This is a genomic window from Amycolatopsis sp. NPDC004079, from assembly GCF_040610415.1.
In the GTDB taxonomy this organism is placed as follows: domain Bacteria; phylum Actinomycetota; class Actinomycetes; order Mycobacteriales; family Pseudonocardiaceae; genus Amycolatopsis; species Amycolatopsis halotolerans.
Genome location: NZ_JBEXMH010000045.1, coordinates 39,370 through 65,639, shown reverse-complemented (window position 1 = coordinate 65,639; position 26,270 = coordinate 39,370). Strand labels below are relative to the sequence as shown.

The window sequence follows — 26,270 nt, the reverse complement described above, 5'->3', positions numbered from 1 at the left end:
GAAGTCAGACCCGCGGAGGCGCCGCCTGCAACGTCCCCGCGGGCAACCGATCCGCGCCCCAGCTCCGCTCGACGTAACCGAGAATCCGCGCGACGTCCTCCGCGGGCACCTTCTCCGGCTCCCCGTGCTCCCGAGGATCCACATGGAAGATGTACAACCGCGACGCGAACTGCTCGAACGGCAGCGAGGCCTCCCCGAACCGCTCGCCGTTGCCCGCCGTGGAGACCACGACGCCGTCGCCCCAGTCCTGGCCGCTGTCGTTGTTCGGGTTGTAGAAGTACACCCGCATGACGTCCTCGGGGTCCGGGGCCGTGCGCAGGATCGTGATCGCGTGCCAGCCGACGTAGCGGGCCGCGCTGTCGGTGACCGCGACCCCGGCCGGCTGCGGGTGGATCAGCGGCTGATCGCCGTTGTAGGCCGGGTGGTAGCTCGCGTAGAACTGCCGCAGGAAGTCGTCGGGATCGACCAGTTTCCCGGTGGCGACGTCGACGTTGATCCGGAATCCCCGCGACGCCCACCAGCCGTGGAACTCCGGGTTGACCCAGCGGTGCGGGTCGCCGGGGCGGTCGGCGCAGCGGCGGCCCATCTCGGCGTAGATCCGGTCGAGGTGCGGCACGACGAGCGACGACACCGGGTCCAGGTCGACGGGCAGCGCCGCGGACAGCCCGGCGCCGCTTTCCTTCGACGAGACCGGCTGTCCTTCGAAGTGCATGACGACCTCGTCGTCGCGCGCCGCCCACACCACGACCTGCAGCAGGTAGTCCGGGTCGTTGTAGGCCCACATCGACAACGCGCGCGCCGACTGGCAGGTCGGGTTGTCGCCCTGCCCGACGCCGAGCGGCTGGCCCAGCATCGAGAGCACGCCCGCGAGCAGCCGCGCCTCGGGCCTCGGCTGGTCGCCGAACACGAGCGTCAGCCGTTCCCGCGCGGCGGCGGACAGCTCCAGCGCCAATTGCCGCCACAGCGCGGGCACGACCGGCGGTTCGTAGAGAATGCCGCGGTCGAGCAGCAGCGCCAGCCCGTAGACGCACTGCGCGGTCTGCGGATGCACCGCCTCTTCGATCAGCCGGTGGACCAGGTCGTGGTAGCGCAGCAGGCAGTTGCGGCCCACGTCGGACAACCCGAGCGCCTCGCCGAGGAGGTAGTCGCTCTCGTGCGCCAGGTACCGCAGCAGCTCGGCGTGATACGGCGACACCAGGCCGGTGTCGTGCATGGCCCGGGCGAACCCGGTCGCCTCGTACTGCAGGGTCGCCGCGTCCATCGCCTCGAGCCGGGACCGGAACACCTCGACGCCCGGGTCCTCCCGGCACGCCTCGGTGGTCCCGAACAGGCTGGTGATGAGCCGGTCGAGCCCCTGCACCGAGGACCCGCCCAGGTCGACGTCCGGGTCGCCGCGGTAGATCGAGATCCGGGTGATCAGCGACCGGACCTGGTCGACCTGGATCGGGCGCTGGCGCAGGACCCGCCAGATCTCCTCGACGACCTTGTCCAGGATGCTGTCGTACCCGATCTGGTCGGCGAGATACCGCAGCAGGTCCCGGATCAGCTGCGCGGTCCGGCCCTGCCTGGTCCGCTCGGCCTCGCTGGGCGGGGTGAACAGCAGCTCCAGGTTCGCCCCGAGCACCTGCGACAGGAAGACGCGGGCGTCCTCGGCCGGCAGCGTCGGGTGCTCGTAGTCGCCGCACGCGACCGCGAGCATCCGCAGCTCGCTGGTCGCCTCGATGACCACGGTGTCGGTGTTCTCGCTGTGCAGGCCGGGCCCGACCAGCGCGGGGATGAGGATCTCCGGGGTGTCCCAGTCCGTGTCCTGGAAAACCCCGGCCTCCTCGAGCGCCTGAGCCCTGGCCCGGACCGCTGCCGCGCCGTCCGGCTGGAGCAGCACCCGCCGCAGCGCCTCCAGCACCCGCCGCAGCTTCGCGTGCTTGCCGAAGTCGCGGGTTTCGGCCATGGCCCCGACAGCGTCGTCCAGCGAGGCCACGCGTTTGGCCAGCGTCGCAGTCGTGCCGGTGACGTCGGCGTTCGGCTTCAAATGCGTCCTTCGGTCGGGGTGGCGGACTCGTCCTGGGGTCAGACGTAGAAGTCCAGTTCTTCCTGTTCCTTCAGCAGGTCGCGCATCCGGTAGGTGTCGTCCCCGAAGAAGTACAGCAGACCCCAGTGCGTGCCGAACGCGGTCCTCTTCGTCACCGTCTCTTCCAGCGGCGCGGTCAGGTCGTGTGACTCGTAGTAGTCGTCGTCCTCGGTCTGCTGCGGGATCTTCAACTCGCTTACCACGCGGCGGCGCGGGTAAACGCCGAAGCAGCCGGCGACCCCGGTCGCGTCGACGACCTCCGTCGGGAAGAAGGCGTCGATCTCCTCCTCGGTCGTCTTCGGGTCGAAGGACAGGACCAGCGCCTGGTAGGCGTTGAAGCCGTAGGCCCGTTCGAGCAGTTCGAAGACCTTGAAGCCCGGCGGCCGGTAGGCGACCTCGCCGAAGTACATCTCGCCGTCGCTGGTGACGAAGTACTCCGGGTGCACGAAGCCGAACTCGATGTCGAAGGTCTTGACGAGCTTCTCGATCTGGGCGGTGATCTGCGGCCGGTAGCGCTCCAGCTCCGGGGTCGCCGGGACGAACACCGAGTACCCGAGCGTGACGTACTCCGAGATGTTCAGGAACTTGACCTTGCCGCCGTGGATCCACGCCTCGACGGCGAACTCCCAGCCGTCGAGATGCGACTCCATCAGGACCGGGAACTCCTCGTCCGGGATCGAGTCGATCTCGTCCGGGGTGCGGATGACGCGGTGCCCGAGGCAGCCCGCCTTGTCGAACGCCTTGAGGTGGATCGGGTCGTTCGGGTCGCCGTCGAGCTTGAGCAGCGTCTGGTTGACCCGCTTGAGGAACCGGACGACGTCGTCGCGGGCGTGCGCCTCCTCGAAGATCCCCACCCGGATGCCGCCGAGCTGCGCGCGCCGCTTCATCAGCGCCTTGTCCCGCAGCAGCATGGCCTGGCCGAACAGCCGCGGGTTGTCCATCAGCACCGAGTTGATCGCCCCGGCCCATTCGACGGTCTCCTCGAACAGCGGGATGGCGACGTCGACGCCTTCCTCGTGCAGGATCTCGGCGATCTCCATCGACCGGTCGTTGAGCCGCTCGAAATTCCACGACACGTACGGGATGTCGTGCTCGGCGCAGTACTTCTCCGCCCAGTCCGGGGCGACCACGACGTAGCGCCGGTCGAACCGGTCGAGCGCCTCGACCGCGTTGAGCGACCAGCCGAGCAGCGCTACGTATCCCTTGTCCGGATCCTTCGCGATCGGCTCGGACTTCGGCATAGGGCGTTCCTCCGTTCAGCACGCGCGACTCGCCACGGCGTGGCGGCTGCGGCCGTGCCGAAGTCATATACCCGAAATCGGCGGAATGAAACGGATCCGTGCCGCCCAGCGCGGTTTCATCTGCGGAAACCGTTGCGCCGCAAGGATTCCGGACTATTCGACCGCCTGTCCGATCAGCGCGCACGCCGTGGCGAACGCCCCCGCCAGGTCGTGCCCCATCCCGGCCACCACGTCGTCCAGCCCGCGCAACCCCGCCCGTTCCAGCAGGGTTTTCTCGTTCGTCACCCACTCCCCGCGCGCGGCCAGCACCGCGTGTCCGGCCTGCATCGCCGCCACTCCCACCGAAGCCGCGGTCTCCGCGACCCGCCCGTGCCGCACATACGCCGACTTCGCGTACTGCATCGTCCGCGCCGCCGAAGAGCGCCAGAACTTGGGGGCGTTCTCCCGCAGCAGTTCCGGATACTCCGGCCGCGGCAGCTCCCCGCGCACCACCCGGTTCAGCGCCAGCTCCGCCACCACCAGGTAACTCGGGATCCCGGCCAGGTGGAACGCCAGCGGCTCCCAACGGAACCGGCCCTTCTCCGCCTCCGCGAGTTCGTGCTCGACCACGTCCAGGTCGCGGTAGTGCACGTCCACCGGCCGCCCCAGCACGGTGAGCCACGCACCGCCGTTGAAGACCCCGCCGCCCCATTCGCCCAGACCGGACACCTCGCCCGGCAGGTTGAGCGCGCGCAGGTCGTCCGGGTCGAACGCGCCGCGGTAGTACACCGCGTAGTCCCAGTCGCTGTCCGGGCGGTGGGTTCCGCGCGCCCGCGAACCGCCCAGCGCCACCGCCTCGACCCCGGGCAAACCGGACAGCAGCTCAGCCACGTGGTCGGCGAAGGTTTCCTCGTCGTTTTCCCGCATCAGGAGAACATGCCATGAATCTCTGCCAAGATCGCCTGTATTTCGCCGGTTGTCCGTCTGGCCTGGGGGTCCGAATGCACCGTTTACGCACGATCGCGCTCGCAACCGCGGCTGTCACCGCGCTCGGCGTCGCACCCGCGAACGCCGCGCAGTCCTTCTCCGACACGATCTTCGCCGCCACGCACAACAGTTACTCCGGCAACGTCGACGGCGCGAAAGGAGCCATCTCCTACCAGCTCGACCAGGGCGTCCGGTTCATCGAATTCGACGTCCACGACAACGGCTACGCCACCCGGCACGACTACGGCATCGGCCACAGCTCGCCCGGCGATCTCGTCGACCACGCGGGAAATCCGGCGTCCGACAGCCTCCGCGACTGGCTCGCCGTGGTGAACACCTGGTCCGCCGCGCACCCGGACGCGGCGCCGATCGTCGTCATGCTCGACCTGAAGGACGACCTCACCGACAACGACTCGTTCGCCGCCGGAAACCTGGCCGCGGTCAACGCCGAGCTGAGCGCCGCGTTCGGCCCGCGGCTGCTCTCCCCCGCCGCCTACCGCACCGGCGCGACCACGGATTCCTTGCGCGGCAAGGTCCTTCCGCTGCTGTCGGGCGACGGCGGCACGCGCGCGGCGTATCGCCGCGATGTCGGGTACCACCCGGCGGTCGCGGTGAACAGCCGCGGCCAGGTCGTGGAGGTGCACGATTCCGGCGGCGGCGCGCTCTGGTACTGGACCGGGCAGCTCGGCGCCGACGGACGCGTCGCCTGGCAGCGCCACGGCCGTTACGACAGCGGCCAGACGCCCGCGGTCGCGCTCGACGACTCCGGCCGGATCGTCGAGGTACACCAGTCGCAGAGCGCCACCACGCTCTGGTACCGCACCGGACAGCTCGGCGCGGACGGCGAAATCACCTGGTCGGCAAGCCATCAGTACGACAACGGGGTGCTTCCGACAGTCGCGTTCACCGGCGGCGGCGTCCGCGAAATCCACCGCAGCCAGGCGAACAACCAGAACTGGCAGTGGCGCGGCACGCTCTCCGGCGAGACGGTGACCTGGACCGGCAACGCGAAGACGTCCGATCCGCGTTACGACAAGGCAAACGCCGGGCGAATCTCTGTCACCACCGGCTCCGACGGGTCCACGCCAGCGCAAACCCTGCGCTACTCCACGGATCTCGTCACCGGCGGCCGCGTGCAGTACCAGCAGGTCGCGTTCGACGAATACCAGCAGGGCGACCCTGCCGAACTCCAGGACGGGCTGTTCTACGGTGCTCCGGCGAAGGAATCGGCATTCCTGATCGCGGCTCGCAAGAGCGGCCACGTGGTCCGCGGCTGGGACTTCGACAACGCGGGCCTCGCCACCGATCCGCTGGTCAACTACCCGGCCACCAACCACCCGTACGACGACTGGTACCGGCAGCTCACCAAGGACGCCGCCCGGTAGCGGACGGAGGTCACCGCACGCTGCCGCTCATCCGGTCCACGGCGTCTTTGGCTTCCTTCAGGCTGGCCCCGGTGGCTTCCCGGTAGCGCTTGATCGCGGCGATCGTCTTGCCCTCGCGCAGCAACGGATCCAGTTCCCGGGCGAGATCGCCGCCCGGTTCCTGAACGCCGAGGTGGTCGAGCACGAGATCGAGCTTGCGCTCCAGCCGGGTCATCCGGCGCTCGAGCGACCTGGTGCTCGAACCCCAGCCCGTGCTCAGCACGATTCCGAGGATCAGCAGCGCGACGATCAGCCACAGCAGTTCGATGTTCACGCGCCGCAGCGTACTTGTCCGTATTGTCCGGGAAGATCAACGGGGCCGGACGTGAAGCGGCCCCCGCTCTCCCACCCCGACGGGGAGAGCGAGGGCCTCGCCCACGGGCTGGAGGGTCGGTGTTCCTCCCAAGAACACCGGCCCCTCCGGCCTGTGGGCGCTCAGGCGGTCCGCTGCCTGAGCCGAGCCGCCCCGACGGCTACGACCGGCATCGACGCTTCCCGCAGCGCCGCCCGTTCGACCGGCCGCCGGACCGTCCCGTTGGGAGTCCGCAGGCAATATCGCTCCACGGATTCCATCAGCACGGCGGCGACCATCACGACCACGGGCGTAGCCAGCGCGAACCACATGGTGGCTTTGGTACCCAAGCGCGCGGAAAACCAATCGCTCTTTCCCCGACCGAGTGGCGATTAGACTGGCGGCGTGCGCACGCGACCGACGCTGACCTGGGCCGGACCTGGAGAACCCTTGCCGCGCACGGGCACGGTCGCCGACGTGGCCGAGATCGTCTCCGGGCGGCGGGTGCTCGTGCTGAGCGGAGCCGGGCTCTCCACCGAATCCGGCATCCCCGACTACCGCGGCGAAACCGGCAGCCTTCGCCGCCACACGCCCATGACGTACGGCGAATTCGTCGCCGGCGAAGCGGGCCGCCAGCGGTACTGGGCGCGCAGCCATCTCGGCTGGCGCACCATCGCGCGGGCCGCGCCGAATGACGGGCACCACGCGGTTTCCGCGCTGCGGGCGGGCGGCTGGCTCTCCGGTGTCATCACCCAGAACGTCGACGGCCTGCACCGCGCGGCCGGCACCCCCGGTGTGGTCGAACTGCACGGCAACCTCGACCGCGTCGTCTGCCTCGACTGCCGCCGCACCACCGCCCGCGAGGAACTCGACGCCCGGCTGCGCGCGGCCAACCCGGATTTCGGCGCCGTGGCAACGAGGATCAACCCGGACGGCGACGTCGAACTGGCCGAGGACGTCGTCCGCACCTTCCGCACCGTGCCCTGCACGAGCTGTTCCGGCGTGCTGAAACCAGACGTGGTGTTCTTCGGCGAGAACGTGCCGCGCGCCCGCGTGGAGCGGTGCTACCGGCTGGTCGACGAGGCGTCCGCGGTGCTGGTGCTGGGTTCCTCGCTCACGGTCATGTCCGGCTTGCGCTTCGTCCGGCGCGCCGCCAAATCCGGCAAGCCCGTCGTGATCGTCAACCGCGGCCAGACGCGCGGCGACGAGCACGCGACCGTCCGCGCGGACCTGCCGCTCGGCCCCGCGCTCACCGAACTGCTGGCCGTACTGGAAATCTCGTTGCCCGACGCGACGGCCGCCGGATAGGCTTCGATCACTCCGATGGAACGGTCCCCGGAAGTACGCCGCAGAACGGACCGGCCAGCCTGACATCACGCAGGTCCAGGAGCGGGCGGCAACCCTGTTGTTGTCGACCCGTTTACCCGGAGGTTCTCCGATGTCCCTCGGCATTGGCCTGCCCGTCAGCGACCCCGCCGCCCTGCTCGAGTGGGCGCGGCGCGCGGACGCCGGCCCGTTCAGCACGCTCGGGCTGCTCGACCGGCTCGTTTACCACAATCCCGAACCGCTCACCGCGCTCGCCGTGCTGGCCGGCGCGACCACCCGCGTCCGGCTGCAGACCGAGGTCCTGCTGGCCCCGCTGCGCGAGACCGCGCTGCTCGCCAAGCAGGCCGCCACGCTCGACCTGATGAGCGGCGGCCGGTTCGTGCTCGGCCTCGGCGTCGGCGGCCGCGAGGACGACCACCACGTCGCAGGCACCCCGCTGCGCGACCGCGGCCGCCGCTTCGACCAGCAGCTCGCCGACCTGTGCCGGCTCTGGTCCGGCGAACCGCACAGCGCCGAAGCCGGTCCGATCGGCCCCGCCCCGGCCCGCGAAGGCGGCCCGGAAATCCTGATCGGCGCGTTCAAACCCAAGGCACTGGCCCGCGTCGCCCGCTGGGGCGACGGCCTGCTCGCCGCCGCTCCGCCGTCGTGGGCGGGCGGGTTGTTCGAGACCGTGCGCCGCGACTGGCAGGAGCTCGGCCGCAAGGGCGAGCCGCGTCTTGTCGCGCAGGTGAACGTCGCGCTCGGACCGGATTCCCTCGTCGACGAGGCCAAAGCGGCCATGCACGCGTACTACGAATTCACCGGAATGGCGGAGCAGATGGTGGGCGGCATGCTCACCGCGGCCGACGACATCCAGGCCGCGATCCGCGCGTACCGCGATCTCGGCGCGCACGAGGTGATGCTGTACTGCTGGGGCGGCGATCCCGACCAGGTCGACCGGCTCGCCGATCTCTCCTGAGCAGCTGACCCCTGCCGAACAACTGACCTCGCCTGAACAACGCCGGAAGTAAGCTCGCGCCATGCAGGCAGCGACGCTTTCCGGGGGCTCGTCCGCGCCCCGCCCCGGAACTGCCCGCCGGCGGGGATGACGGGCGAGCCCTCCGGGCGGGCCCGCTGGCTCGCCGCGCACCCCCGGCGAAATTTCCTGCTGGGGGCCGGTGCGGCGATCGCCGGTTCGGGCGCGCTCGCCGCCGCGCTTTCCCGTCCCGCGCCCCCGGTGGCGCGGGACGGGTTCGGCGCGGACTGGCTGTTCGGCCCGTTCGTGCCCGGCAGCACCGATCCGGACTTCGACGACAGCGAGATGGCCCTGGTTTCGGTGCCGCACTGCGTCGTCCCGCTGTCCTGGCAGGACTGGGACCCGTCGGACTGGCAGCACGTCTGGGTGTACCGGCAGCATTTCCTCGCGCCCGCGCAGCTGCGCCGGAACCGCGCGTTCCTGCGGTTCGACGGGGTGCTCAGCGCCGCGACGGTGTATCTCAACGGCCGCCGCGTCGCCATGCGAAGCGGCGGTTACCTTCCGCTGCGCTGTGAGGTCACCGGTCTGCTGACCGAGAAGGACAACGTGGTCGCGGTGGTGGTCGACGGCCGCTGGCAGCAGAACACGCCGCCGGATCTGCCGGAGTTCCCGAACCCGACGGCCATCGACTTCTACCAGCCGGCCGGGCTGTATCGCGACGTCCAGCTCACTGGCGTGCCGCAGACCTGTCTGTCCGATGTGTACGCCCAGCAGATCGCCGTGCTGACCCCGAATCGCGAGGTCTTGCTGCACTGCACGGTGGATTCGGCGAAGGCGGTCAACGGCCCCGTCCGGCTCACCGCCGCACTCAGCCAGCACGGCGCCGAGGTGGCGTCGTCCTACACCGATCTCACCGGGCTGCCGAAGGGCGACACCGAGGTCACGGTGTCGCTGCAAGACCTGGAAGCGGTGCAGCTGTGGGATCTGGACGACCCGGCGTTGTGCGACATCCTCGTCACGCTCGCCGTCGACGGCCGGAAAGTGCACACCTACTCGGTGCGCACCGGGCTGCGCGACGCTCAGTTCACTGTGGACGGTTTCCGGCTGAACGGCAAGCCGCTCAAGCTGTTCGGGCTCAACCGGCACCAGTGGTACCCGTTCGTCGGCGGCGCGATGCCGGACCGGGTGCAACGCCGCGACGCTCAGCTGCTGAAGGACGAGCTGAACTGCACCATGGTGCGTTGCTCGCATTATCCGCAGGCCACGGCGTTTCTCGACGCCTGCGACGAGCTCGGCATCCTGGTGTGGGAGGAACTGCCCGGCTGGGACCACGTCGGCGACACCGCGTGGCAGGAGCTGGCGGTGCGCGACGTGCACGACATGATCGTGCGCGACCGCAACCATCCGTCGATCATCGTGTGGGGCACCCGGGTGAACGAGACACTCGGCCAATACGCGCTGTACGGAAGAACCGATCAGCTAGCCGCGGAACTCGACCCGATGCGCCCGTGCACCGGCGCCGTCGCGGGCGAACGCGGCTACGTTTCGCCGCTGTACCCGGTGAAAGCGGCGGGCGGGGTGTTCTCCTTCAACGACTACAGCCGCCCGCACCCGCCCGGTTCCCCTCCCCCGCTTCGCCCACCACGACGCGGAGTTCCCTATCTGGTCAGCGAAGCGATCGGCACCCTCGTCGGCTCGGCGTATTTCCGGCGCACGGATTCCCTTGCCGTGCAACGGGAACAGAGCATGCTGCACGCGTGGGTGCACGACCACGCCGCAGCCGACCCGCGCTACAGCGGCCTGCTCGGCTGGTGCGGTTTCGACTACCCTTCCGGCTGGTATCACCACTATCGCGGCGTGAAGTACCCCGGCGTGATGGACTTCTTCCGCATCCCCAAACTGGGCGCGGCTTTCTACCGCGCCCAGCGCGATCCGTCCCGCGGCGCGGTGATCGAACCGGCCTTCTACTGGGATTTCGGCCCCGGCTCGCCACCGGCCGGGCCAGGCCGCGACGCGATCATCTGGTCGAACTGCGAGGTACTGGTGGTGACCGTCGCGGGCAAGCGCCCGATCACCGTGCGGCCGGATCGCTCACGGTTCCCGCACCTGGCGTATCCGCCGTTCCCGGTGGACCTGCGGGTGAACGGCCGGACGCGCCCCGAGCTGACCGTCGAGGGCCGGATCGGCGGGCAAACCGTGCTGCGCAGGCGATTCAGCGCGGACCCGACGTACGACACCATCGCGGTGACCGCCGACGACGACCAGATCATCGCCGACGGCGCGGACACCACCCGCGTCGCACTGCGCTTGCTCGACCGCTACGGCGCGCCGCGTCCGCATGCCCACGGGGTGCTGGCCGTCGCGGTGAAGGGCCCCGGCGTGCTGATCGGCGACCCTTACCTGGATTTCGGCGCGGTCGGCGGCGCGGCGGCGGTATGGGTCCGGTCGATGCGCGGCGCTCCCGGGACGATCACCGTGAGTGCCACGCATCCGTTCGTCAACACCGGGACTGCCACGATCGAGTCGTTGTGAGTGTTCGTACCGGTTCTCACCGGCAACCGCCACTCACCACCCTCACCACACCACCGGCACCTGCGAAACCCCGCCCGTCAACCGGTTCGCCCGCACCTCCAGCTCCTCGGCAGGCACCGCGAGCCGCAGATTCGGGAACCGGCGGAACAACGTCGTGAACACCACCCGCAACTCCGTGCGCGCCAGGCTCGCCCCGATGCAGAAATAACCGCCGTAGCCGAAAGCGATGTGGGAGTTGGGCTTCCGTTCCGCGTCGAACTCGTGCGCGTCCGCGAACACCGCCGGGTCGCGGTTGGCCGAGGCGGTCGAGATCATCACCGCGTCGCCGCGCGGGATGCGGACGCCGCCGATTTCCACGTCCTCGTGCGCGTACCGGAGCAGCCCGAGCCCGCCCGGCGCGGACATCCGCAGGATCTCCTCGACGGTGGCGTGCACGCGCCCTTCGGGGTCGGCGGCCAGCGCGTCGCGGCGGGCGAGGTCGGTGAGCAGGAACAGCGCGCCGAGGTCGATCCGGTTCGACGTGGTCTCGTGGCCGGCGAAGAGCAGCCCGGCGGCGAGCCTGCCGAGGTCGTCGTCGGTGAAGGTCGGGTCGTCAGCCTGCGCGGCGACCAGGTCCGACACCACGTCCTGGCCCGGGTTCGCGCGTTTCGCGTCGGCGAGGCCGGACATGTAGGCGGTGAACTCGGTCATCGCCACCTCAGCGTCGCCGCCGCTGTCGAGCACGCCGATGCGGTCGGAGAGGTCGCGGAACTTCTCGCGGTCCTCGTACGGGACGCCGAGGAGCTCGCAGATCACCAGCACTGGCAACGGAAACGACAGATGCTCGTGCAGATTCGCCGGCGAGCCCGCGGCTTCCATCCCGTCGAGGCACCGGTCGGCGAGTTCCTGGATCCGGCCGCCGAGGCGGCGCATCCGGTTCGCCGAGAACGCCGGGACCAGCAGCCGGCGCAACCGGGCGTGTTCCTGCTGCTCGGTCTCGAAATCGCCCTGCGGCCCGTTCAGCACCGCGGCGTCGGAGACCGTCGAGGCGTCCTCGGGATGCGGGTGGGAACGGCCGAACCGGTTGTCCGCGAACACTTCCCGCGCTTGCTCGTAGTCGGTGACGAGCCAGGCCGGGTCGCCCGCCGGGGTCGTCACCGGGACGATCGGGCCTTCGCGGCGCAGGACTTCGTACAGCGGCGCGATGTCCAGGACGTTCGGCCTGGCGAAAGGCAGCTTGGTCGGGGTCGGCATTCGGGTCCTCCTCGGTCAGCCCGCCCGCGTGCGCAACGACGCGAGCCAGTCCTGTTCGTTCTCCGCGCGGCGCTGGACCTCGGCCAGCACGAGCCTGCTCCACGGGTCGGTCTGCCCCGCGCCGAGCTTCGCGATCCGGTCCCGCTGCGCCGCGACGGCGGCCTCCCGGGCGTCCAGCACCCGCAGCCGTTCCTCCGGGCCGAGCCTGCCGAATCCCGCCAGCCGCGCCAGAAACTCGGCCGGATCGCCCGCCAGCTCCGGCGGCAGATCGGCGAGCAGATCGTGCAGCAGCTCCCGCCCGACGTCGGTAATCGTGTAAACATGCCGCGGCGGCCGCCCCTCCTGCGGCTCCGCGGTCCGGGTCACCGCGCCTGCTTCGGCGAATCGTCGCAGCGCCGGATAAAGCGAGTTGTTCGACAACGCGCGACCGCTGGATTCCTCGACCTGCTTGCGCAGCTCATACCCGTGCCACGGCCGCTCGGCGAGCTTCGCGAGCAGGAGCACGTCGATCCACACATAGGTCACCGTAACCTAGGGTCCAGTGACCCGGCAACGTCCGAACGGCGGATGCCGGAAGAAGATCTCGGGCCCGTTTTTGTCGGTCCCTCCCGGTACCGTCGGGTTCGACCGATCCAGAGGGGGATCTCCCGTGTCCGACCGCATTCGCTACGGCCTCTACCTTCCGCCTTTCGGCCCGCTCGGCGACCCGGCGGATTTGGCCGACCTGGCAGTCCGGGCCGAAGCCGCCGGCTGGGACGGCGTGTTCCTGTGGGACCACGTGGTGCCCGCGATGCCGCCGATCGCCGACACCTGGACCACGCTCGCCGCCATCGCCCAAGCGACCAGCCGGGTGCTGCTGGGCCCGATGGTCACGCCGCCGAGCCGTCGCCGCCCGTGGGTGTTGGCCCGCCAGGCCGCCACCGTCGCCCGCCTCTCCCGCGGACGGCTCGTCCTGGGAACCGGCATCGGCTCCGACGAAACCGGCGACTTCAGCCGCTTCGGCGAGCCGTCCTCTCCCGCGGTGTTGTCGTCCCGGACCGACGAGGCGCTGGAGATCGTCCGCGCGATGTGGGCCGGGAAAGCCGTTGAACACGAAGGGCAGCATTACCGAGTGAGCCTGGACGCCACCGAGCCGGAGCCGTATCGCATTCCGGTGTGGACGGGCAGCACCACCCGGCACGAGCGAGTCCTGCGCCGCGCTGCCGCGAGCGACGGGATCTTCCCGAACCCTGGCCCGCAGCCGCCTTCGCCCTCCGCGTTGGCCGACCTGGTAGCCCAAGTCCGTCCGGTGGACCGCCCTTACGACGTCGCGGTGTCCGGGAACGCCAGCCCAGCATGGGAGGACCCGACCACGGTGGACCTGGCGGCGCTCGCCGAGGCGGGCATGACGTGGTGGATGGAATCGCTGATCCACTTCGATCCGCTGGAGCTTTCGCTGACCGTCGTCGATGCCGGACCGCCTCGGATCGGAGACTAGAGACGATCGGGGATTTCGCGGACCGTGACAGCTGGCCGACCGCCCCGGATCGGAGGTTAGACGGGGGCGATCGAGGATTTCGCTTGTGGCAGCAGGATCTGGCCTGGCCGGGCCGATCAGCGTGCTCCCCGCCGCCACCGCCGTCCCGCCGCGACGGATCTCCGCCGTCCGCCAGCACAAACTCCCCCACCCGGCGGGATTGTTCCTGGTCCGCACTGTTTTCGGCGCCCAGCCGCAACCTCTCCCGCAGTCGCCTGATCGTTCAACTACCGCCCGGCCGCACCCGCCCCGTCCAGCGGCAGCCAAGCCCCCCGGAGCCACCGGTCGCCGTCCGTTTGCACTTCAGCCGCACCATTTTCAGCCCCCGCAACCGCAACCTCCTCCACAGTCACCTGATCGTTCAACGACCACCCGGCCGTACCCGCCCCGTCCAGCAGGAAGCCAGGTCCCCGGAGCGACCGCTCGCCGTCCGTTTGCACTTCAGCCGCACCATTTTCAGCCCCCACAACCGCAACCTCCCCCACAGTCACCTGATCGTTCAACAACCACCCGGCCGCACCCGGCCCTCCAGCAGGCAGCCAGGCCGCTGGGACGACCGCTCGCCGTCCGTCCCCCTTCGGCGGCTTCCCTGTGCGGCGGAGGGGAGCTACCGTAGAAGGCGGTTGAGCCTCCAGCCACCGTGATTCGTCCCGCGCGCCGGGATGCCCGGTGCCCGGCCGGTCCGGCATTCCGCCGCAGCCCTGTGCGCGGCTCAGAGAGAGTGCCGTGATGACCGCCGCGCACAGTGCCCGACTGCCCCTACTGCCGTCGCCGGACCCGACGGGGATGCTCCGGCTGCGCGTTCGCCATCCCGCCCCGGGGACAGCCGTCGTCGAGGTCGCCGGGGAAGTCGACCTGGCTACCGCACCGCGACTGGCCGAGGTTGTCGAGTCCAGGCTGCGCAGCACAGTCAGCCTGGTGATCGTCGACCTGCGCCGCACGACCTTCCTCGGCGTCGCCGGGCTTCGCGTCCTGATCCGGTTGAAACTGCTCGCCGCGGGGGCGGATACCGACTTCTACGTCGACCCTGGCACCGCACCCACGGTCCGGCGCCTGCTCTCGCTGTTCCCGCTGGACTGCACCTGCCCCGGAGCCGCCGAGGGCCTCACCGAGATCCCGCTGCCCCGGCCCGCGGAGACGGGTTGACTGTCCACTGAGGACACTGAGAACGCACCGGGCACCGCGACCGGTGGCACGAGCTTGAGCAACTCCGCCCAACGAGGCCCGGCACCGAAGCGGAACTCGTCTCGCCTCGGCGAACCTGCTGCAGCCGAGCCGGGACCCGCGGCCACACCAACTCGGAGAACTCCCGCAGCAGGCCACGCGGAGCCGGGGCCTCCGACTCCCACCGTCCGACCGCCAAGTCACCCCATCGCCGCCACTGCCAAATCCCCGCCTGCCGCCAGGTCAGCATCACTACCGGCTGCAGACAGCACCTGCCCTTGACTTCGCTGGCCACACAATGCAATCCCAGCGACAACGGCGTCCCCCAGCCTCGCCCCGGAGTCAGCCCGGCGCGAACGGTCCGACGAACAACCGCCGTTGCTCCGTCAACGCGGCACGCTGGACGACGAAACCGGGCCGGACGCGACACCGTCCATGAGTAGCCCCTTCACACCACGACCAACGACGCACCGCGAGCGAAGTGGCCTCAAGCGTCCGGATCCCGAAAATCCTCCGGACTCACATCGTTCAGCAAATCCCGGAACCGGCGGATCTCGTCCTCGTTGGCCTCAGCCGGTTCCTCCAGGTCCCCCGCCGCCTCGAGCGCGGAGCCGAGGGACGCTTCGTCCCCGGCCGCCACCGTCACGTCGACCGCCGCCTCGTCCAGGACCGCCTCCGCGACCTCCAGCGGGGCATGCGTCCGCAGCCCGATCGCGAGCGCGTCGCTCGGGCGGGCCGAGACGCGCACGCCGCCGGTCAGGACGAGGTCCGCGTGGAAGATGCTGTCCAGCAGCTGGGTGATCTCGATCCGCTCGACGCGCTGGCCCAGCGCCGCCAGCACCTCGATGATCAGCTCGACCGTCCCCGGCCTCGCCGACACGACCTGTTCCTGCGCGGCGGCCAGTTCCTGCGCTTCCGGCGCGCCGATGGTGATGGCGAGCCACCGGCGCGAGCCCGATTCCTCGCGCAGCAGCACGACCGGCGCCGACTCCTGCGCCACCACGGCCAGCCCCTGCACCCGCACCTGCACCATGGGGGTCACCCCGCTTCCGAAAAGGTTCTCCCTGCTGACTACCCAACGTCGCGCGGTTTGTCACGCGAAATCGCCGTCCGCCTCACCGGAGATTCACGCGGAGCAGCAGGCGGGCACACACCGCCAACGCGCCGTGAACCAGGAGAACCGGGCCGCAAACGTGCCCCTGCGCACAATTCGGGTGTCCCGCCGCACGTGTCGATCGCGCCGCGCCTGGGTATGCGGGAGCCATGAACGACGAGGGCCTCGGCAGCCGCGCCAGCGGCGGCATGCCAGCCGTGGACCGTTTGCTCGACGAGGTGATCGAGCTTCGGCTTCCGGCGGAGACGTACCAAATCCCGCTTGTCCGCATGCTCGCGCAGGCAGTCGCCGCGAGGGCCGATTACGGGCTCGACGCGATCGCCGACGCCAAGATGGCCGTCGACGAGGCGTGTGCCCAGGTTGTTTCGACCGCTGCCCCCGGGGCCGCGATGACCTGCCAGTTCACCGTTTCGCCCGACGGGATCCGGTTCGGCGTCCGGACCCGCACGCAGCACGCCGAGCCGCCGAGCGAGCGAAGTTTCGGCTGGCACGTGCTGACCACCCTGGCCGCGAACGTGTCGGCGCGGTGCGTGCCGGACCCCGCCGAAGACGGGTACGCGCTCACCCTCGACCTCGATCTGCACCGGGAGGGGAGCGGGTGAACCAGCAGCCGGCCACCCGCCACCGCGACGAATACGCGCACACCGCGCCGCTGTTCGAGGAGCTCGCCGCTCTGCCCGCCGACGACAGGCGGCGGCCGCGGCTGCGCGAACAGCTCGTCACCGAGTTCCTCCCGGTCGCCGAGCACATCGCCACCCGGTTCACCGGACGCGGCGAACCCCGCGAGGACCTGGTCCAGGTCGCCCGGATCGGGTTGATCAACGCGATCGACCGGTTCACCCCGGACCGCGGCCCGGACTTCCTGTCCTTCGCGGTGCCGACGATCATGGGCGAGATCCGCCGGTACTTCCGCGACACCGGCTGGTCGGTGCGCGTGCCGCGGCGGCTCAAGGAACTGCACCTCGCGCTCAGCCGCGGTTCGGCCACCCTGTCGCAGACGCTCGGCCGCGCGCCGACGCCCACCGAGCTCGCCGAGCACCTCGGCCTCGAGCTCGCCGAGGTCCACGAAGGACTCGTCGCGGGCCACGCGTACCAGACCTTGTCCGTGGACAAGCCGGTGCACGACGACGCCGAGCCGCTGCTGCTCGCCGACACGCTCGGCAGCGACGACCCGGAGATCGAGCACATCGAGAACCACGAGGCCCTGCAGCCGCTGCTGCGCGAGCTGCCCAAGCGGGAGCGCGCGATCCTGGTGATGCGGTTCTTCGGCGGCCTCACCCAGACGCAGATCGCCGAGCAGGTCGGGATCTCCCAGATGCACGTGTCCCGGCTGCTGTCGCAAACCCTCGAGCAGCTGCGCGACAAGCTCACCGGCGACCCCTGAGAATGCCCGCGACGGGGGTCGCCCGACCGGGCTTGATCCCGTTGCCGCACCCCTTCAGAGCTGCGACGATTCGAGTCCGTCCAGTACCGGAGGAGGGCCCGATGGCTTCGAAACTCAACCCGTACCTCAGCTTCGCGGGCAACGCGCGCGAGGCGATGGAGTACTACCACGGCATGTTCGGCGGCGACCTCGCCCTGAACACCTACGGGGAGTCCGGCGCACCCGCGGAAGCCGGCAACGCGGACAACATCATGCACGCGATGCTGGAGGGCGGCAACGGGTTCACGCTCATGGCCTCCGACGTCCCGCCCGGCATGGAGCACCACCCGGGCACGAACATCTCGATCAGCCTCAGCGGCGACGACGGCGACCTGCTGCGCGGCTGCTGGGAAAAGCTGTCCGACGGCGGGACGGTGGCGGTTCCGCTGGAAAAGCAGATGTGGGGCGACGAATTCGGTGCCTGCACCGACCGGTTCGGGATCTCCTGGATGGTCAACATCGGCCAGCCCGGCTGAGCCGTCCGTCAGCCGCGCACTTCCACCTTGGCCCCCAGCGGCAGCCGGTCGAAGAACAGCGCCGAATCCTCCTCGATGAGGTGGATGCAGCCGTGCGACGGCCGGTCGAGCGGCCCGGCGTGGAAGGCGATGCCGCCCGCGGCGAAGAAGACCGAGTTCGGCATGTCGTCGCCGTATTCGTCGCTGCGGTGCACGCGGTCCTTCCACGCCACCTTGAACGTCCCGGTCGGAGTCGGCTGGCCCGGAGCGCCCGGCTCCATCGGGACCGAACGCACCACCGCGCCGTTCTCCATCAGCCACGCCCGCCGCAGCGAGAGGCTGGCGCACGCGCCGGTGTCCACTGAGCACGGCGGACCCGGCGGCGTGTGCGCGACCCGGGGCACGGGCAGTTCCGGCGACGGCGCCAGCGGCTGACCGGCCGCCTGCGCCTCCGGCTCCGCCTGCGCCCCGCACCCGGCCGCGACCGCGGCCGTCCCGGCCAGCACCATCGCGACGATCTTCCCGCGCATCCGTCCGCTCCCGCCGTTCGTTCCACTGTGCTCTACGGGCGAGCGGGGCGGAAGGTTGCACCGATGACGTGTCAACAACCGGTATCGTCGGCGGGCGACGACGAGGAAGTGAAGCGATGGAACTCGGCATCTACAGTTTCGGCGACCGGCCCGCCGACCCGGTGACCGGCGCGCAGGTCCCGGTCGCGCAGCGGCTGGCCGAAACGCTCGAGCGGATCCGGCTGGCCGACGAGCTCGGCCTCGGGTTCTACGGCCTCGGCGAGCACCACCTGGAGCAGTTCGCGATCTCGAACCCGGCGACCGTGCTGGCCGCCGCGGCGAGCGTCACCGAGCGCATCACGCTCTCCAGCGCGGTCACCGTGCTGTCCACCGAGGACCCGGTTCGGGTGTACCAGCAGTTCACCACGCTGGACCAGCTCAGCCGGGGCCGTGCGGAACTGCTCGCCGGGCGGGGTTCGTTCACCGAGTCGTTCCCGCTGTTCGGAGCCGATCTCACCGAGTACGACGAGCTGTTCGAGGAGAAGCTGGCCCTGCTGCTGCGGCTCGACCGCGAGGACCCGATCACCTGGTCCGGCCGGTTCCGCCCGCCGCTCGCCGACGCGCACGTCTACCCGCGCCCGTACGGACGGCGGCTGCGGATCTCGGTCGGCACCGGCGGGCATCCGGAGTCGTCGGTGCGCGCCGGGCTGCTCGGCCTGCCCGTGGTGTACGCGGTGATCGGCGGCGAGCCGGAGCGGTTCGCGCCGCTCGTGGACCTCTACCGCCAGGCGGGCGAAGCGGGCGAGCACTCCCGCGGCGACCTGCACGTCACGATGAGCGCCATCGGCCTCGTCGCGGAGAATTCGCGGGACGCCAAGGAGAGTTTCTACCCGTACTGGCTGGAAACGATGAAGTACGGCGCGCGGGCCCGCGGCTGGCAGGTCCCGACCCGTGCGGAGTACGACGAGTACACGCGGGACGCCCGTGCCCTGTTCGTCGGCAGCCCCGACGAGGTGGCCGACCGGCTGATCGCCGTCGGGAAACTCACCGGGGCCGACCGCTACGCCCTGCAGATGGACTGGTCCGGCGTGCCGCACCGCAAGGTCATGAAAGCGATCGAACTGCTCGGCGCCGAGGTCCTTCCGAGGATCCGGAAGGAATTCGGCGCCTGACTGTCCACTCAGGACTTCTTGCCGCCGAGAACCTGGTGCAGCGCCGCACCGTCGGGCACCCCGAGCCCGGTGCACGCGTCCCATCCGGCGGCGGCCGAGTACGCGCCGTTGCCGCCTTCGGTAATGTCGCGGAACCCCGGCTGCGCCTTGCCCGCGCCGACCCCGGCGTACAGCTTGCTGTGCACCAGCCCGAATCCGCGCCCGGCCACCTGCGCCAGCCTGGCCAGCAACGCCGCCCACAGCGGCGAAACCGCGCTCGTGCCGCCGACCACGATCTGCTGTCCGTCAACGAGAACCTGGTACCCCGTCGCGGGATCCGCGTTGCCCGCCACGTCCGGGACGCCGCGTCCGGGTTTCCCGTCGCCCGCGCGCGGAGGCACACCCGCGGCCTTCTGGTAGTCCGGCACCGGGAACGCGTCGCTCACGCCGCCGCCGGTCGCCCCGCCGCCCGCGGTGTTCCAGACCGTCTCGGAGTTCACTGTGGACGGTGGGGTGCCGTCGAGCTTGGTGCCGCCGCAGGCGAGCGCGTGCGGGCTCGACGCCGGGAAATCGACGTGCTGCGCGCCGTCAGTCTGCCCGTCGGCGCTGCCGTTGTCGCCGGACGCGCAGCACACCGTCACGCCGAGCGCGGCGGCGTCGGCGAACGCCTGGTCCATCGCGGTGCGGGCCTGCGGCGTCCACTGGTCCTCGGACTGGCCCCAGCTGATGCTGATCGCGACCGGGGTCGGCGTCGCGTGCACCGCGGTGCTCACCGCGTCCAGGAAGCCCTGGTCGGTGTTCGGCGCGAAGTACACGACCTGCGCGGCTCCCGGCGCGAGCGCCCCGATCACCTCGATGTCCAGCAGCACTTCCCCGTCGGCCGAATTCGGGTCGCCGGCCGGCGCGTTCTTGCCGCCGTCGACCCCGGCCGCGGTGATTTTCGGTTCGGTGATCTTCAAGCCCGCGAAGTACTTCTTGAGGTCGTCCGGCTTGTAGCCGCCGCCGAGTTCGATCACCGCGACGGTCTGCCCGGTGCCGTCGGCGTCGGCCGGGAACCCGTAGAGCCGCCCGACCTGATCCGGCGTGTACCCCTTCGCGGCGGCTTCCTTGTGCAGCCGGAACTGCGCGCGCGCCTGCGGCCGCTCGTCCAGGCCGAGCACGGCGACCACGACGTCCCCGAGGGCGGCGGGCAGTTCCAGTTCCCCGCTGCGTGCGGCGAATTCGCCGGTCTCGCCGTGGCGGACCCGGTTCAGTTCGGTCTTGAACGCGGCCGTCATCGCGCGGGCCGGGCCGCGGACCGAGACGCGGCGCGAACCGGCGTGCGCGTCGGTGACGGTAAGGCCGGCGTCGGTGAGGACGGTGCGCACCAGGTCGAGATCGTCGGAGGCGGCCCCGTAGCGTTCGGCGAAGTCCGCGGGAGCGAGCGGCTCGCTCAGCGCGGCGACGTCCAGGTCGGCGCGCCGCCGCAGCACGACGGTCGCGGTGACGGTGGCGTCCGCGTCGAGCGGGCCGAGCACCTCGGCCTCGGACAGCGCGGGACGCAGGCTTCCGGATAGCGATACCCACTGTGATTCTGTCATCACTCCATGGTCTCCCCTTCGAGGTCCGCACACCACCGTCGTATCCCCCGTCCGGCGGCAGAACCTGTCCGGTTTTTTGTCGACCCGATGGCTGGGACCGCGGATGCCGCGCCGCGCGGGCGCGCGCACAGTGTTTCCATGAAACGGATCCTTACGCTGGGGACGGCCACCGTGCTCACGCTGGGCGCGGTCACCGCGTCGGGCAGTGCCGAGGGCGACCTGGCCGCGCACGGCTGGGTGGGCACGTGGGCGGCGTCGCCCGCGGCCGCGGTGGCGAACACGCCGCAGGGGTATCCGAACTACTCGATCCGCAACGTCGTGCACACCAGCGCGGGCGGAAACCAGGCCAGGGCAAGGTTTTCCAACACCTTCGGCACCGCGCCGCTCACCCTCGGCCACGTGACGCTCGCCGTCGCCGCCGACGGCCCGCGCGCCGCCAGCGGCACCATGCGCACGCTGACGTTCGGCGGACAGTCCACAGTGGTCATTCCGCCCGGAGCCGAGGTGCTGAGCGACCCGGCGTGGCTGCGCGTCCCGGCCGACGCGGATCTGCTGGTGACCACCTACGTGCCCACCCCGTCCGGCCCGGTCACCTACCATCCGCTCGCCCAGCAGACGTCGTTCTTCACCCGCGCCGGCGATTTCGCGGGCGAGGAGTCCGGCGCGTCGTTCACCGAGCAGACCGCGGTGTGGCACTACGTCAGCGAAGTCGACGTCCGCGGACCCGCGCGCGGCACCGTCGTGACGCTCGGCGATTCGATCACCGACGGCGCGCGCTCCACGCCCGGCGCGAACCGGCGCTGGCCGGACAAGCTGAGCGACCGGCTGCACGGACGACTCGGCGTGCTCAACGCCGGGATCAGCGGCAACCGGCTGCTGCTCGACGGCGGCACGGCGGGCCGCAACGCGCTCGCCCGGCTCGCTGACGACGTCCTGACCAGCGGCGACGTCCGCACGCTGATCGTGCTCGAAGGCATCAACGACATCCAGCAGAACCCGCGCCAGACCGATCCGGCGATGATCATTTCCGCGCTGCGGCAAGTTGTCGCGCAGGCCAAGGCGCAGGGCATCCGCGTCATCGGCGGCACGCTCACGCCGTTCAAGGGCTGGAAAATCTACGACCCGACGCTGGAGAAGACCCGCCAGGCGGTGAACGCGTTCATCCGGACCAGCGGGATCTACGACGGCGTCGTCGACTTCGACGCCGCCGTCCGCGACCCCGCCGACCCGCTCGCGATGCTCCCCGCCTACGACTCCGGCGACCACCTCCACCCCAACGACGCCGGGTACCAGCGAATGGCCGACGCGGTGCCGCTCACTCTCCTGTGACCGCCACGAGCGGCTTGCGCGGGAACGCCAGCACGGCAAGGAGACTGAGCACGCCGACGCCGACCATGTAGAGCGAGACGGACAGCGACGTCCCGGTCGAGCTCTGCAGCGACGCCGCGATCAGCGGGGCGAACCCGCCGCCCAGCACCGCGCCGACGGCGTACGCGAACGACGATCCGCTGTAGCGGAACCGGGATTCGAACAGCTCCGAGAACAACGCCGACTGCGGGCCGTACGTCGCGCCGAGGCCGATGTTCAGCACCACCACCGCGACGATCAGCAGCCACGGCCGCGCGGTGTCCACCAGCAGGAAGAACGGGATCGACCAGACCACCAGCAGCACGGAACCCGCGAGGTAGACCGGTTTCCGCCCGACCGAGTCCGACCAGATCGCCGCCGCGACGATGCTCACCAGCCACACGACGCTGCCGACGATCACCACGACCAGCATCGTCGTGCTGGACAGCTTCAGCACCGAAGTGCCGTACGACAGCAGGTACGCGAAGAAGATGTAGCCGAGCGCAGTGTTCGCGATGAAGCTGACCGCCGCCGCGAGCACCTGCTTCGGCCGCGCGCGCAGCACCTCCACGATCGGCAGCTTGCTGCGCTCGCCGGTGCTGCGCAGCTTCGCGAACACCGGGCTTTCCTCCACGCGCAGCCGGATCACCAGCCCGACCGCCACCAGCACGAGGCTGACCAGGAACGGGATCCGCCAGCCCCACGACCGGAACTGATCCGGCGACAGCGAGTTGTTGACCAGGAAGAACACCAGCTGCGCCAGGATCAGCCCGGCCGGGACGCCGATCTGCGAGAAGGATCCGTACCGGCCGCGTTTGCCTTCCGGAGCGTGCTCGACCGCCATCAGCGCCGCGCCGCCCCACTCGCCGCCGGCCGAAATCCCTTGCAGGACCCGGAGAACGACGAGCAGGATCGGCGCGATCACGCCCGCCTGGTGGTACGTCGGCAACACCCCGACGCCCGCGGTCGCGAGCCCCATCAGCACCAGCGACGCGACCAGCATCGCCTTGCGCCCCACGCGGTCGCCGAAGTGGCCCCAGACGATCCCGCCCAGCGGCCGCGCGACGAACCCGACGCCGAGCGTCGCGAACGCGGCGAGCGTGCCGGACGACGGGGACAGCGACGGGAAGAAAAGCTTGTTGAACACCAAGGCGGTCGCCGTGCTGTAGGCGAAGTAGTCGTACCACTCGATCGTCGTCCCGATCGCGCTCGCGAGCGCGACCCGCCGGACCCGTCCCGCCGTGTTCACGTCCTGCTCAAGCACCACTGCCGAGCCCCCTTCTCGTCCAGGCGCGTCATCTTGGCACGGCGGCTCCCCTCCGGTCGACCACCGGAAGGCGGGCGCTTTGCCCGGCCGGCAGCGTCAGCGACAGCCTCGAATCCGCCACCGCTTCCACCGCGTGCGGCGTCGACGGCGGAAGGTGCACCAGCCCGCCCGGCCGCAGGTCGACGGTCTCCCCTGCGGCGGTGAGCCGGAGACGGCCGTCGAGGGCCCGCAACAGGAGCGCGCAGGGTGCGCGGTGTTCCTTTCGTCGATCATCTTCGGTTCGGTTTCCCTCATGGGGCCGTTCTCGCGGAAACTCGATTCCCCGGTGCCTTCCGGTGTGCGAGGGTCGGCCGATGTCCGATTCGTTCCTCGAACTGCAGCGTTGGCAGTTCGACCTCGTCTGGTCGCTGTTCGAGTACCACCTGGAACGGCTCGAGCCCGCCGATTTCCGGTGGGAGCCCGCCGCGCTGTGCTGGACGATGCACCAGGCCGAAGACGGAACCTGGACGCCGGACCTCGCCGACAGCGAGCCCGATCCCGTCCCGGTGCCGACGGTCGCCTGGCTGAGCTGGCACCTCGGCTGGTGGTGGAGCGTCGCCATCGACCAGGTCCGCGGCCGCGAACCGCGGGAGCTGACCGCCGTCGCCTGGCCGGGCCCGGGCGAACCGGCCATCGCCTGGCTCCGCGGCCTGCGTACGGAGTGGCTCGCCGCATTGGACCGGCTCACGGACGCCGACCTGGCCGCTGCCGTCCCGTTCCAGCCGGAGGGCGATCCCCGGCGCACCATCGGACGCCTGATCGCGTGGGCGAACGCCGAATTGATGAAGAACGTCGCGGAGATCGGCCAGCTCCGGCTCCAGCGGGCCGCCCGTTGACGGCGCCTAGCCCGCCTTGGCGATCAACTCCTCCGCCACCCACTCCGCAACCCCAGCCGGATAGGGCGCGGGCAGCCCGAGCACGACATGGCCGAACCCCGCTTCCACCGCCGCCCCGATCGCCGCCCGGGTGAGCGCGGGCTGGTCATACGACACCGGCAGGTGGATCGAGCGCGTGATCTCCGCCGGATCGCGGCCGATGTCCGCGCAGTACTCGTCCAGCATCGCGTTGCGTTCGACGGCGTCGGCGATGTCCCCTCCGGGGATGTTCCAGACGTCGGCGTGCTCGGCGACCACCCGCAGCGTCGCGCGGGCCCGGCCGCCGATGACGAACGGCGGATGCGGGCGCTGCACCGGTTTCGGATTGCCGAACGCACCGGTCAACTGAACGTGCTGCCCGGAGAAGTCGAACGGTTTGTCCTCCGTCCACAGCTTCCGGATCACGGTGCACGCCTCGGCGAACCGGCCGACCGCGTCGGCGGTTTCCAGATACGGCAGGCCGTGCGCTTCGTACTCCCGGCGAGCCAGCGGGTGACTCGGCCGGGATCCGACGCCGATACCGAAATCGAGCCGTCCGCCGGACACGACGTCGACCGTCGCGGCGATCTTCGCCAGCATCGCGGGCGGGCGGAAGCGGTTGCTGGTCACCAAAAGCCCGAGCCGCAGCCGTTCGGTTTGCGCGGCCAGGGCCGAAAGCAGTGTCCAGCCTTCGAAAATCGGCCCGTCCGGTTCTCCCGCGATGGGCAGGAGGTGGTCGAACAGCCAGGCGTGCTCGATGGACGGGATCGCGTCCGCCTCGCGCCAGACTTGCCGCAGGGAGACGTAATCGGTCTGCATCGGCGCGGTCATGATGCCGAACCGCGGTGTCGTGGTCATCGCGAGAAGTCCTTTCACTCGTGCGATTCGACGCGGCCGAGCGGGCTGTCCTCGATCCGAGACCAGCTGTCGTCGCCCGGGATGAGCGCGCTGCGGAGGTACGCCGTGGTCAGCCGCTGTTGCAGTGCGACGCGTTCGGGGCTTTCGTCGGTGGTTTCCTTGGCCTCGTAGCCCGAGATGCCGCCGAGCGAATGCTCCGCGCCGAAGAGCGTCAGCAGGCTCTTCTCCCCCGGGCTGAGCCGGTAGGCGTCGGTGAACCAGTCCGGGCCGCGCACGGACAGCATCGAGTCGTCCTGGTCCCCCGCGACGATCAGCGCGGGCACCTTCAGGCCGTCGAAATTCGGGCTCATGAACGGGAAATGCTCAGCCGCGAACGGCGACAAGTCCGCGCCGCCGGTGCCGGTGATCGCGAACAGAACCCCAGCGGTCACACGCGAATCGGACAGATCCTCGCCGACGCTGCCGTCCGCCTCGACGATGCGCGCGCCCAGCAGCATGCTCGCCGACTGCGCGCCCCAGGAGTGCCCGGCAACCGCGATCCGGCGGTGGTCAACTCGCCCGCTGAGCCCAGGCATTGCCGCTTCGACGGCGTCGAGCTGGTCAATAACGTGCCGGAGGTCCTCGACCCGCAGCCGCCAGATGTTCGGCGTGCGCGGGTCTTCCGCGGGCAGTGCACGGGTTCGCGAATCTAGGTGAGTCGGTTGCACGACAACGAATCCGTGCGCGGCCCAGTAGTCGGCGAGCGGACCGTAGCTGTCGAGGGACTGGCCGAATCCGTGCGAGAACACGATCACCGGGCGATCCCGCCCGGTCGCCGGGGCGGACACGCGCACCAGCAGGTCCTCGCCGCGGCCCGGCGCGTCGAGCCGCACCGGTTTGACCGAAACGACCGGAGCCGCGGGCTGTACTGCAGACATGGGAGTACCTTCTTTCGCCGTCGGGCGCGAGGGTGTGGT

Annotated in this window: 26 protein-coding genes; 12 read left to right on the top strand and 14 right to left on the bottom strand. The window is 70.5% G+C overall.

Annotated features, from left to right (window positions below):
* Positions 1-4: 4 nt before the first annotated feature.
* From ABZX37_RS34345 to ABZX37_RS34335, 3 genes are all read right to left on the bottom strand, one after another.
* Positions 5-2,029, bottom strand: coding sequence for a hypothetical protein (locus ABZX37_RS34345; RefSeq protein WP_354746710.1), 2,025 nt, complete (start codon positions 2,027-2,029; stop codon positions 5-7).
* A gap of 38 nt (positions 2,030-2,067) precedes the next feature.
* Positions 2,068-3,309, bottom strand: coding sequence for a carboxylate--amine ligase (locus tag ABZX37_RS34340; RefSeq protein ID WP_354746708.1), 1,242 nt, complete (start codon positions 3,307-3,309; stop codon positions 2,068-2,070).
* Positions 3,310-3,462: 153 nt separating this feature from the next.
* Positions 3,463-4,215 carry a nucleotidyltransferase domain-containing protein gene (locus ABZX37_RS34335; protein WP_354746706.1) on the bottom strand — a complete coding sequence of 251 codons (753 nt, stop codon included), beginning with the start codon at positions 4,213-4,215 and terminating at the stop codon, positions 3,463-3,465.
* 74 nt (positions 4,216-4,289) lie between these two features.
* Here ABZX37_RS34335 and ABZX37_RS34330 point away from each other — a divergent pair, with 74 nt between their 5' ends.
* Positions 4,290-5,660, top strand: a complete 1,371-nt coding sequence (locus tag ABZX37_RS34330; protein WP_354746704.1) for a hypothetical protein — start codon at positions 4,290-4,292, stop codon at positions 5,658-5,660.
* 10 nt (positions 5,661-5,670) lie between these two features.
* Here the strand turns inward: ABZX37_RS34330 and ABZX37_RS34325 are convergent, their stop codons facing one another.
* The gene (locus ABZX37_RS34325; protein ID WP_354746702.1) at positions 5,671-5,973 is read right to left on the bottom strand and encodes a hypothetical protein; all 303 of its coding nucleotides are present in this window, start codon (positions 5,971-5,973) and stop codon (positions 5,671-5,673) included.
* A 161-nt stretch (positions 5,974-6,134) separates the two neighbouring features.
* Complete coding sequence (locus ABZX37_RS34320; protein WP_354746700.1) at positions 6,135-6,323, bottom strand: hypothetical protein; 189 nt, start codon at positions 6,321-6,323, stop codon at positions 6,135-6,137.
* Between the two features lie 73 nt (positions 6,324-6,396).
* Here ABZX37_RS34320 and ABZX37_RS34315 point away from each other — a divergent pair, with 73 nt between their 5' ends.
* The 3 genes from ABZX37_RS34315 (at position 6,397) to ABZX37_RS34305 (ending at position 10,804) form a co-directional block, all read left to right on the top strand.
* Positions 6,397-7,299 carry an NAD-dependent protein deacetylase gene (locus ABZX37_RS34315; RefSeq protein WP_354746698.1) on the top strand — a complete coding sequence of 301 codons (903 nt, stop codon included), beginning with the start codon at positions 6,397-6,399 and terminating at the stop codon, positions 7,297-7,299.
* 130 nt (positions 7,300-7,429) lie between these two features.
* Positions 7,430-8,275 (top strand): LLM class flavin-dependent oxidoreductase, encoded by an 846-nt coding sequence (locus ABZX37_RS34310; protein ID WP_354746696.1) that lies wholly within the window; start codon positions 7,430-7,432, stop codon positions 8,273-8,275.
* A gap of 126 nt (positions 8,276-8,401) precedes the next feature.
* Entirely contained in the window at positions 8,402-10,804 is a 2,403-nt protein-coding gene (locus tag ABZX37_RS34305; RefSeq protein WP_354746694.1) for a glycoside hydrolase family 2 TIM barrel-domain containing protein, read from the top strand.
* 42 nt (positions 10,805-10,846) lie between these two features.
* Here ABZX37_RS34305 and ABZX37_RS34300 read toward each other — a convergent pair whose 3' ends face one another.
* Complete coding sequence (locus tag ABZX37_RS34300) at positions 10,847-12,037, bottom strand: cytochrome P450 (RefSeq protein WP_354746692.1); 1,191 nt, start codon at positions 12,035-12,037, stop codon at positions 10,847-10,849.
* Between the two features lie 15 nt (positions 12,038-12,052).
* Entirely contained in the window at positions 12,053-12,562 is a 510-nt protein-coding gene (locus ABZX37_RS34295) for a PadR family transcriptional regulator (protein ID WP_354746690.1), read from the bottom strand.
* Between the two features lie 124 nt (positions 12,563-12,686).
* On the opposite strand from ABZX37_RS34295, the gene ABZX37_RS34290 reads away from it, so the two are divergent.
* On the top strand, positions 12,687-13,514 hold the full coding sequence (locus ABZX37_RS34290) for an LLM class flavin-dependent oxidoreductase (protein WP_354746688.1): 828 nt from the start codon (positions 12,687-12,689) through the stop codon (positions 13,512-13,514).
* A 768-nt stretch (positions 13,515-14,282) separates the two neighbouring features.
* Complete coding sequence (locus ABZX37_RS34285; RefSeq protein ID WP_354746686.1) at positions 14,283-14,699, top strand: STAS domain-containing protein; 417 nt, start codon at positions 14,283-14,285, stop codon at positions 14,697-14,699.
* Between the two features lie 505 nt (positions 14,700-15,204).
* On the opposite strand, the gene ABZX37_RS34280 is transcribed toward ABZX37_RS34285, so the two are convergent.
* Complete coding sequence (locus ABZX37_RS34280) at positions 15,205-15,750, bottom strand: bifunctional nuclease family protein (RefSeq protein WP_354746684.1); 546 nt, start codon at positions 15,748-15,750, stop codon at positions 15,205-15,207.
* A gap of 230 nt (positions 15,751-15,980) precedes the next feature.
* Here ABZX37_RS34280 and ABZX37_RS34275 point away from each other — a divergent pair, with 230 nt between their 5' ends.
* From ABZX37_RS34275 to ABZX37_RS34265, 3 genes are all read left to right on the top strand, one after another.
* Entirely contained in the window at positions 15,981-16,433 is a 453-nt protein-coding gene (locus tag ABZX37_RS34275; protein ID WP_354746683.1) for an ATP-binding protein, read from the top strand.
* Entirely contained in the window at positions 16,430-17,215 is a 786-nt protein-coding gene (locus ABZX37_RS34270) for a SigB/SigF/SigG family RNA polymerase sigma factor (protein ID WP_354746682.1), read from the top strand. Before ABZX37_RS34275 ends, ABZX37_RS34270 begins: the two co-directional genes overlap by 4 nt.
* A gap of 101 nt (positions 17,216-17,316) precedes the next feature.
* Positions 17,317-17,730, top strand: coding sequence for a VOC family protein (locus ABZX37_RS34265; RefSeq protein ID WP_354746680.1), 414 nt, complete (start codon positions 17,317-17,319; stop codon positions 17,728-17,730).
* Between the two features lie 8 nt (positions 17,731-17,738).
* Here the strand turns inward: ABZX37_RS34265 and ABZX37_RS34260 are convergent, their stop codons facing one another.
* Positions 17,739-18,239: a L,D-transpeptidase gene (locus tag ABZX37_RS34260; RefSeq protein ID WP_354746678.1), complete on the bottom strand. Its 501-nt coding sequence runs from the start codon at positions 18,237-18,239 to the stop codon at positions 17,739-17,741.
* 116 nt (positions 18,240-18,355) lie between these two features.
* On the opposite strand from ABZX37_RS34260, the gene ABZX37_RS34255 reads away from it, so the two are divergent.
* Positions 18,356-19,390 carry an LLM class flavin-dependent oxidoreductase gene (locus ABZX37_RS34255; protein ID WP_354746676.1) on the top strand — a complete coding sequence of 345 codons (1,035 nt, stop codon included), beginning with the start codon at positions 18,356-18,358 and terminating at the stop codon, positions 19,388-19,390.
* An 8-nt stretch (positions 19,391-19,398) separates the two neighbouring features.
* Here ABZX37_RS34255 and ABZX37_RS34250 read toward each other — a convergent pair whose 3' ends face one another.
* Complete coding sequence (locus tag ABZX37_RS34250) at positions 19,399-20,949, bottom strand: S53 family peptidase (protein WP_354746674.1); 1,551 nt, start codon at positions 20,947-20,949, stop codon at positions 19,399-19,401.
* 138 nt (positions 20,950-21,087) lie between these two features.
* Here ABZX37_RS34250 and ABZX37_RS34245 point away from each other — a divergent pair, with 138 nt between their 5' ends.
* Positions 21,088-22,278, top strand: coding sequence for an SGNH/GDSL hydrolase family protein (locus ABZX37_RS34245; protein WP_354746672.1), 1,191 nt, complete (start codon positions 21,088-21,090; stop codon positions 22,276-22,278).
* Here the strand turns inward: ABZX37_RS34245 and ABZX37_RS34240 are convergent.
* Together ABZX37_RS34240 and ABZX37_RS34235 are read right to left on the bottom strand one after the other, a co-directional pair.
* The gene (locus ABZX37_RS34240; RefSeq protein WP_354746670.1) at positions 22,265-23,563 is read right to left on the bottom strand and encodes an MFS transporter; all 1,299 of its coding nucleotides are present in this window, start codon (positions 23,561-23,563) and stop codon (positions 22,265-22,267) included. The two genes, ABZX37_RS34245 and ABZX37_RS34240, sit on opposite strands and share 14 nt — an antisense overlap.
* Positions 23,564-23,591: 28 nt before the next feature.
* A complete protein-coding gene (locus ABZX37_RS34235; RefSeq protein ID WP_354746737.1) occupies positions 23,592-23,882 on the bottom strand; it encodes a cupin domain-containing protein in 291 nt (96 codons plus the stop codon).
* Positions 23,883-23,916: 34 nt separating this feature from the next.
* On the opposite strand from ABZX37_RS34235, the gene ABZX37_RS34230 reads away from it, so the two are divergent.
* Complete coding sequence (locus ABZX37_RS34230) at positions 23,917-24,438, top strand: DinB family protein (protein WP_354746668.1); 522 nt, start codon at positions 23,917-23,919, stop codon at positions 24,436-24,438.
* Positions 24,439-24,444: 6 nt separating this feature from the next.
* On the opposite strand, the gene ABZX37_RS34225 is transcribed toward ABZX37_RS34230, so the two are convergent.
* Both ABZX37_RS34225 and ABZX37_RS34220 read right to left on the bottom strand, forming a co-directional pair.
* Positions 24,445-25,314 carry an LLM class flavin-dependent oxidoreductase gene (locus tag ABZX37_RS34225; protein WP_354746666.1) on the bottom strand — a complete coding sequence of 290 codons (870 nt, stop codon included), beginning with the start codon at positions 25,312-25,314 and terminating at the stop codon, positions 24,445-24,447.
* A 14-nt stretch (positions 25,315-25,328) separates the two neighbouring features.
* Positions 25,329-26,231, bottom strand: a complete 903-nt coding sequence (locus ABZX37_RS34220; protein WP_354746665.1) for a chlorophyllase — start codon at positions 26,229-26,231, stop codon at positions 25,329-25,331.
* Positions 26,232-26,270 lie beyond the last annotated feature (39 nt).

What these genes read in the sequence shown, in the direction of transcription:
- ABZX37_RS34340 (WP_354746708.1), bottom strand. Translation starts at nt 3,309, where the DNA reads ATGCCGAAGTCCGAGCCGATCGCGAAGGATCCGGACAAGGGATACGTA.
- ABZX37_RS34335 (WP_354746706.1), bottom strand. Translation starts at nt 4,215, where the DNA reads ATGCGGGAAAACGACGAGGAAACCTTCGCCGACCACGTGGCTGAGCTG.
- ABZX37_RS34330 (WP_354746704.1), top strand. Translation starts at nt 4,290, where the DNA reads ATGCACCGTTTACGCACGATCGCGCTCGCAACCGCGGCTGTCACCGCG.
- ABZX37_RS34320 (WP_354746700.1), bottom strand. Translation starts at nt 6,323, where the DNA reads ATGTGGTTCGCGCTGGCTACGCCCGTGGTCGTGATGGTCGCCGCCGTG.
- ABZX37_RS34310 (WP_354746696.1), top strand. Translation starts at nt 7,430, where the DNA reads ATGTCCCTCGGCATTGGCCTGCCCGTCAGCGACCCCGCCGCCCTGCTC.
- ABZX37_RS34305 (WP_354746694.1), top strand. Translation starts at nt 8,402, where the DNA reads ATGACGGGCGAGCCCTCCGGGCGGGCCCGCTGGCTCGCCGCGCACCCC.
- ABZX37_RS34300 (WP_354746692.1), bottom strand. Translation starts at nt 12,037, where the DNA reads ATGCCGACCCCGACCAAGCTGCCTTTCGCCAGGCCGAACGTCCTGGAC.
- ABZX37_RS34285 (WP_354746686.1), top strand. Translation starts at nt 14,283, where the DNA reads ATGACCGCCGCGCACAGTGCCCGACTGCCCCTACTGCCGTCGCCGGAC.
- ABZX37_RS34280 (WP_354746684.1), bottom strand. Translation starts at nt 15,750, where the DNA reads ATGGTGCAGGTGCGGGTGCAGGGGCTGGCCGTGGTGGCGCAGGAGTCG.
- ABZX37_RS34275 (WP_354746683.1), top strand. Translation starts at nt 15,981, where the DNA reads ATGAACGACGAGGGCCTCGGCAGCCGCGCCAGCGGCGGCATGCCAGCC.
- ABZX37_RS34265 (WP_354746680.1), top strand. Translation starts at nt 17,317, where the DNA reads ATGGCTTCGAAACTCAACCCGTACCTCAGCTTCGCGGGCAACGCGCGC.
- ABZX37_RS34260 (WP_354746678.1), bottom strand. Translation starts at nt 18,239, where the DNA reads ATGCGCGGGAAGATCGTCGCGATGGTGCTGGCCGGGACGGCCGCGGTC.
- ABZX37_RS34255 (WP_354746676.1), top strand. Translation starts at nt 18,356, where the DNA reads ATGGAACTCGGCATCTACAGTTTCGGCGACCGGCCCGCCGACCCGGTG.
- ABZX37_RS34250 (WP_354746674.1), bottom strand. Translation starts at nt 20,949, where the DNA reads ATGACAGAATCACAGTGGGTATCGCTATCCGGAAGCCTGCGTCCCGCG.
- ABZX37_RS34245 (WP_354746672.1), top strand. Translation starts at nt 21,088, where the DNA reads ATGAAACGGATCCTTACGCTGGGGACGGCCACCGTGCTCACGCTGGGC.
- ABZX37_RS34230 (WP_354746668.1), top strand. Translation starts at nt 23,917, where the DNA reads ATGTCCGATTCGTTCCTCGAACTGCAGCGTTGGCAGTTCGACCTCGTC.
- ABZX37_RS34225 (WP_354746666.1), bottom strand. Translation starts at nt 25,314, where the DNA reads ATGACCACGACACCGCGGTTCGGCATCATGACCGCGCCGATGCAGACC.
- ABZX37_RS34220 (WP_354746665.1), bottom strand. Translation starts at nt 26,231, where the DNA reads ATGTCTGCAGTACAGCCCGCGGCTCCGGTCGTTTCGGTCAAACCGGTG.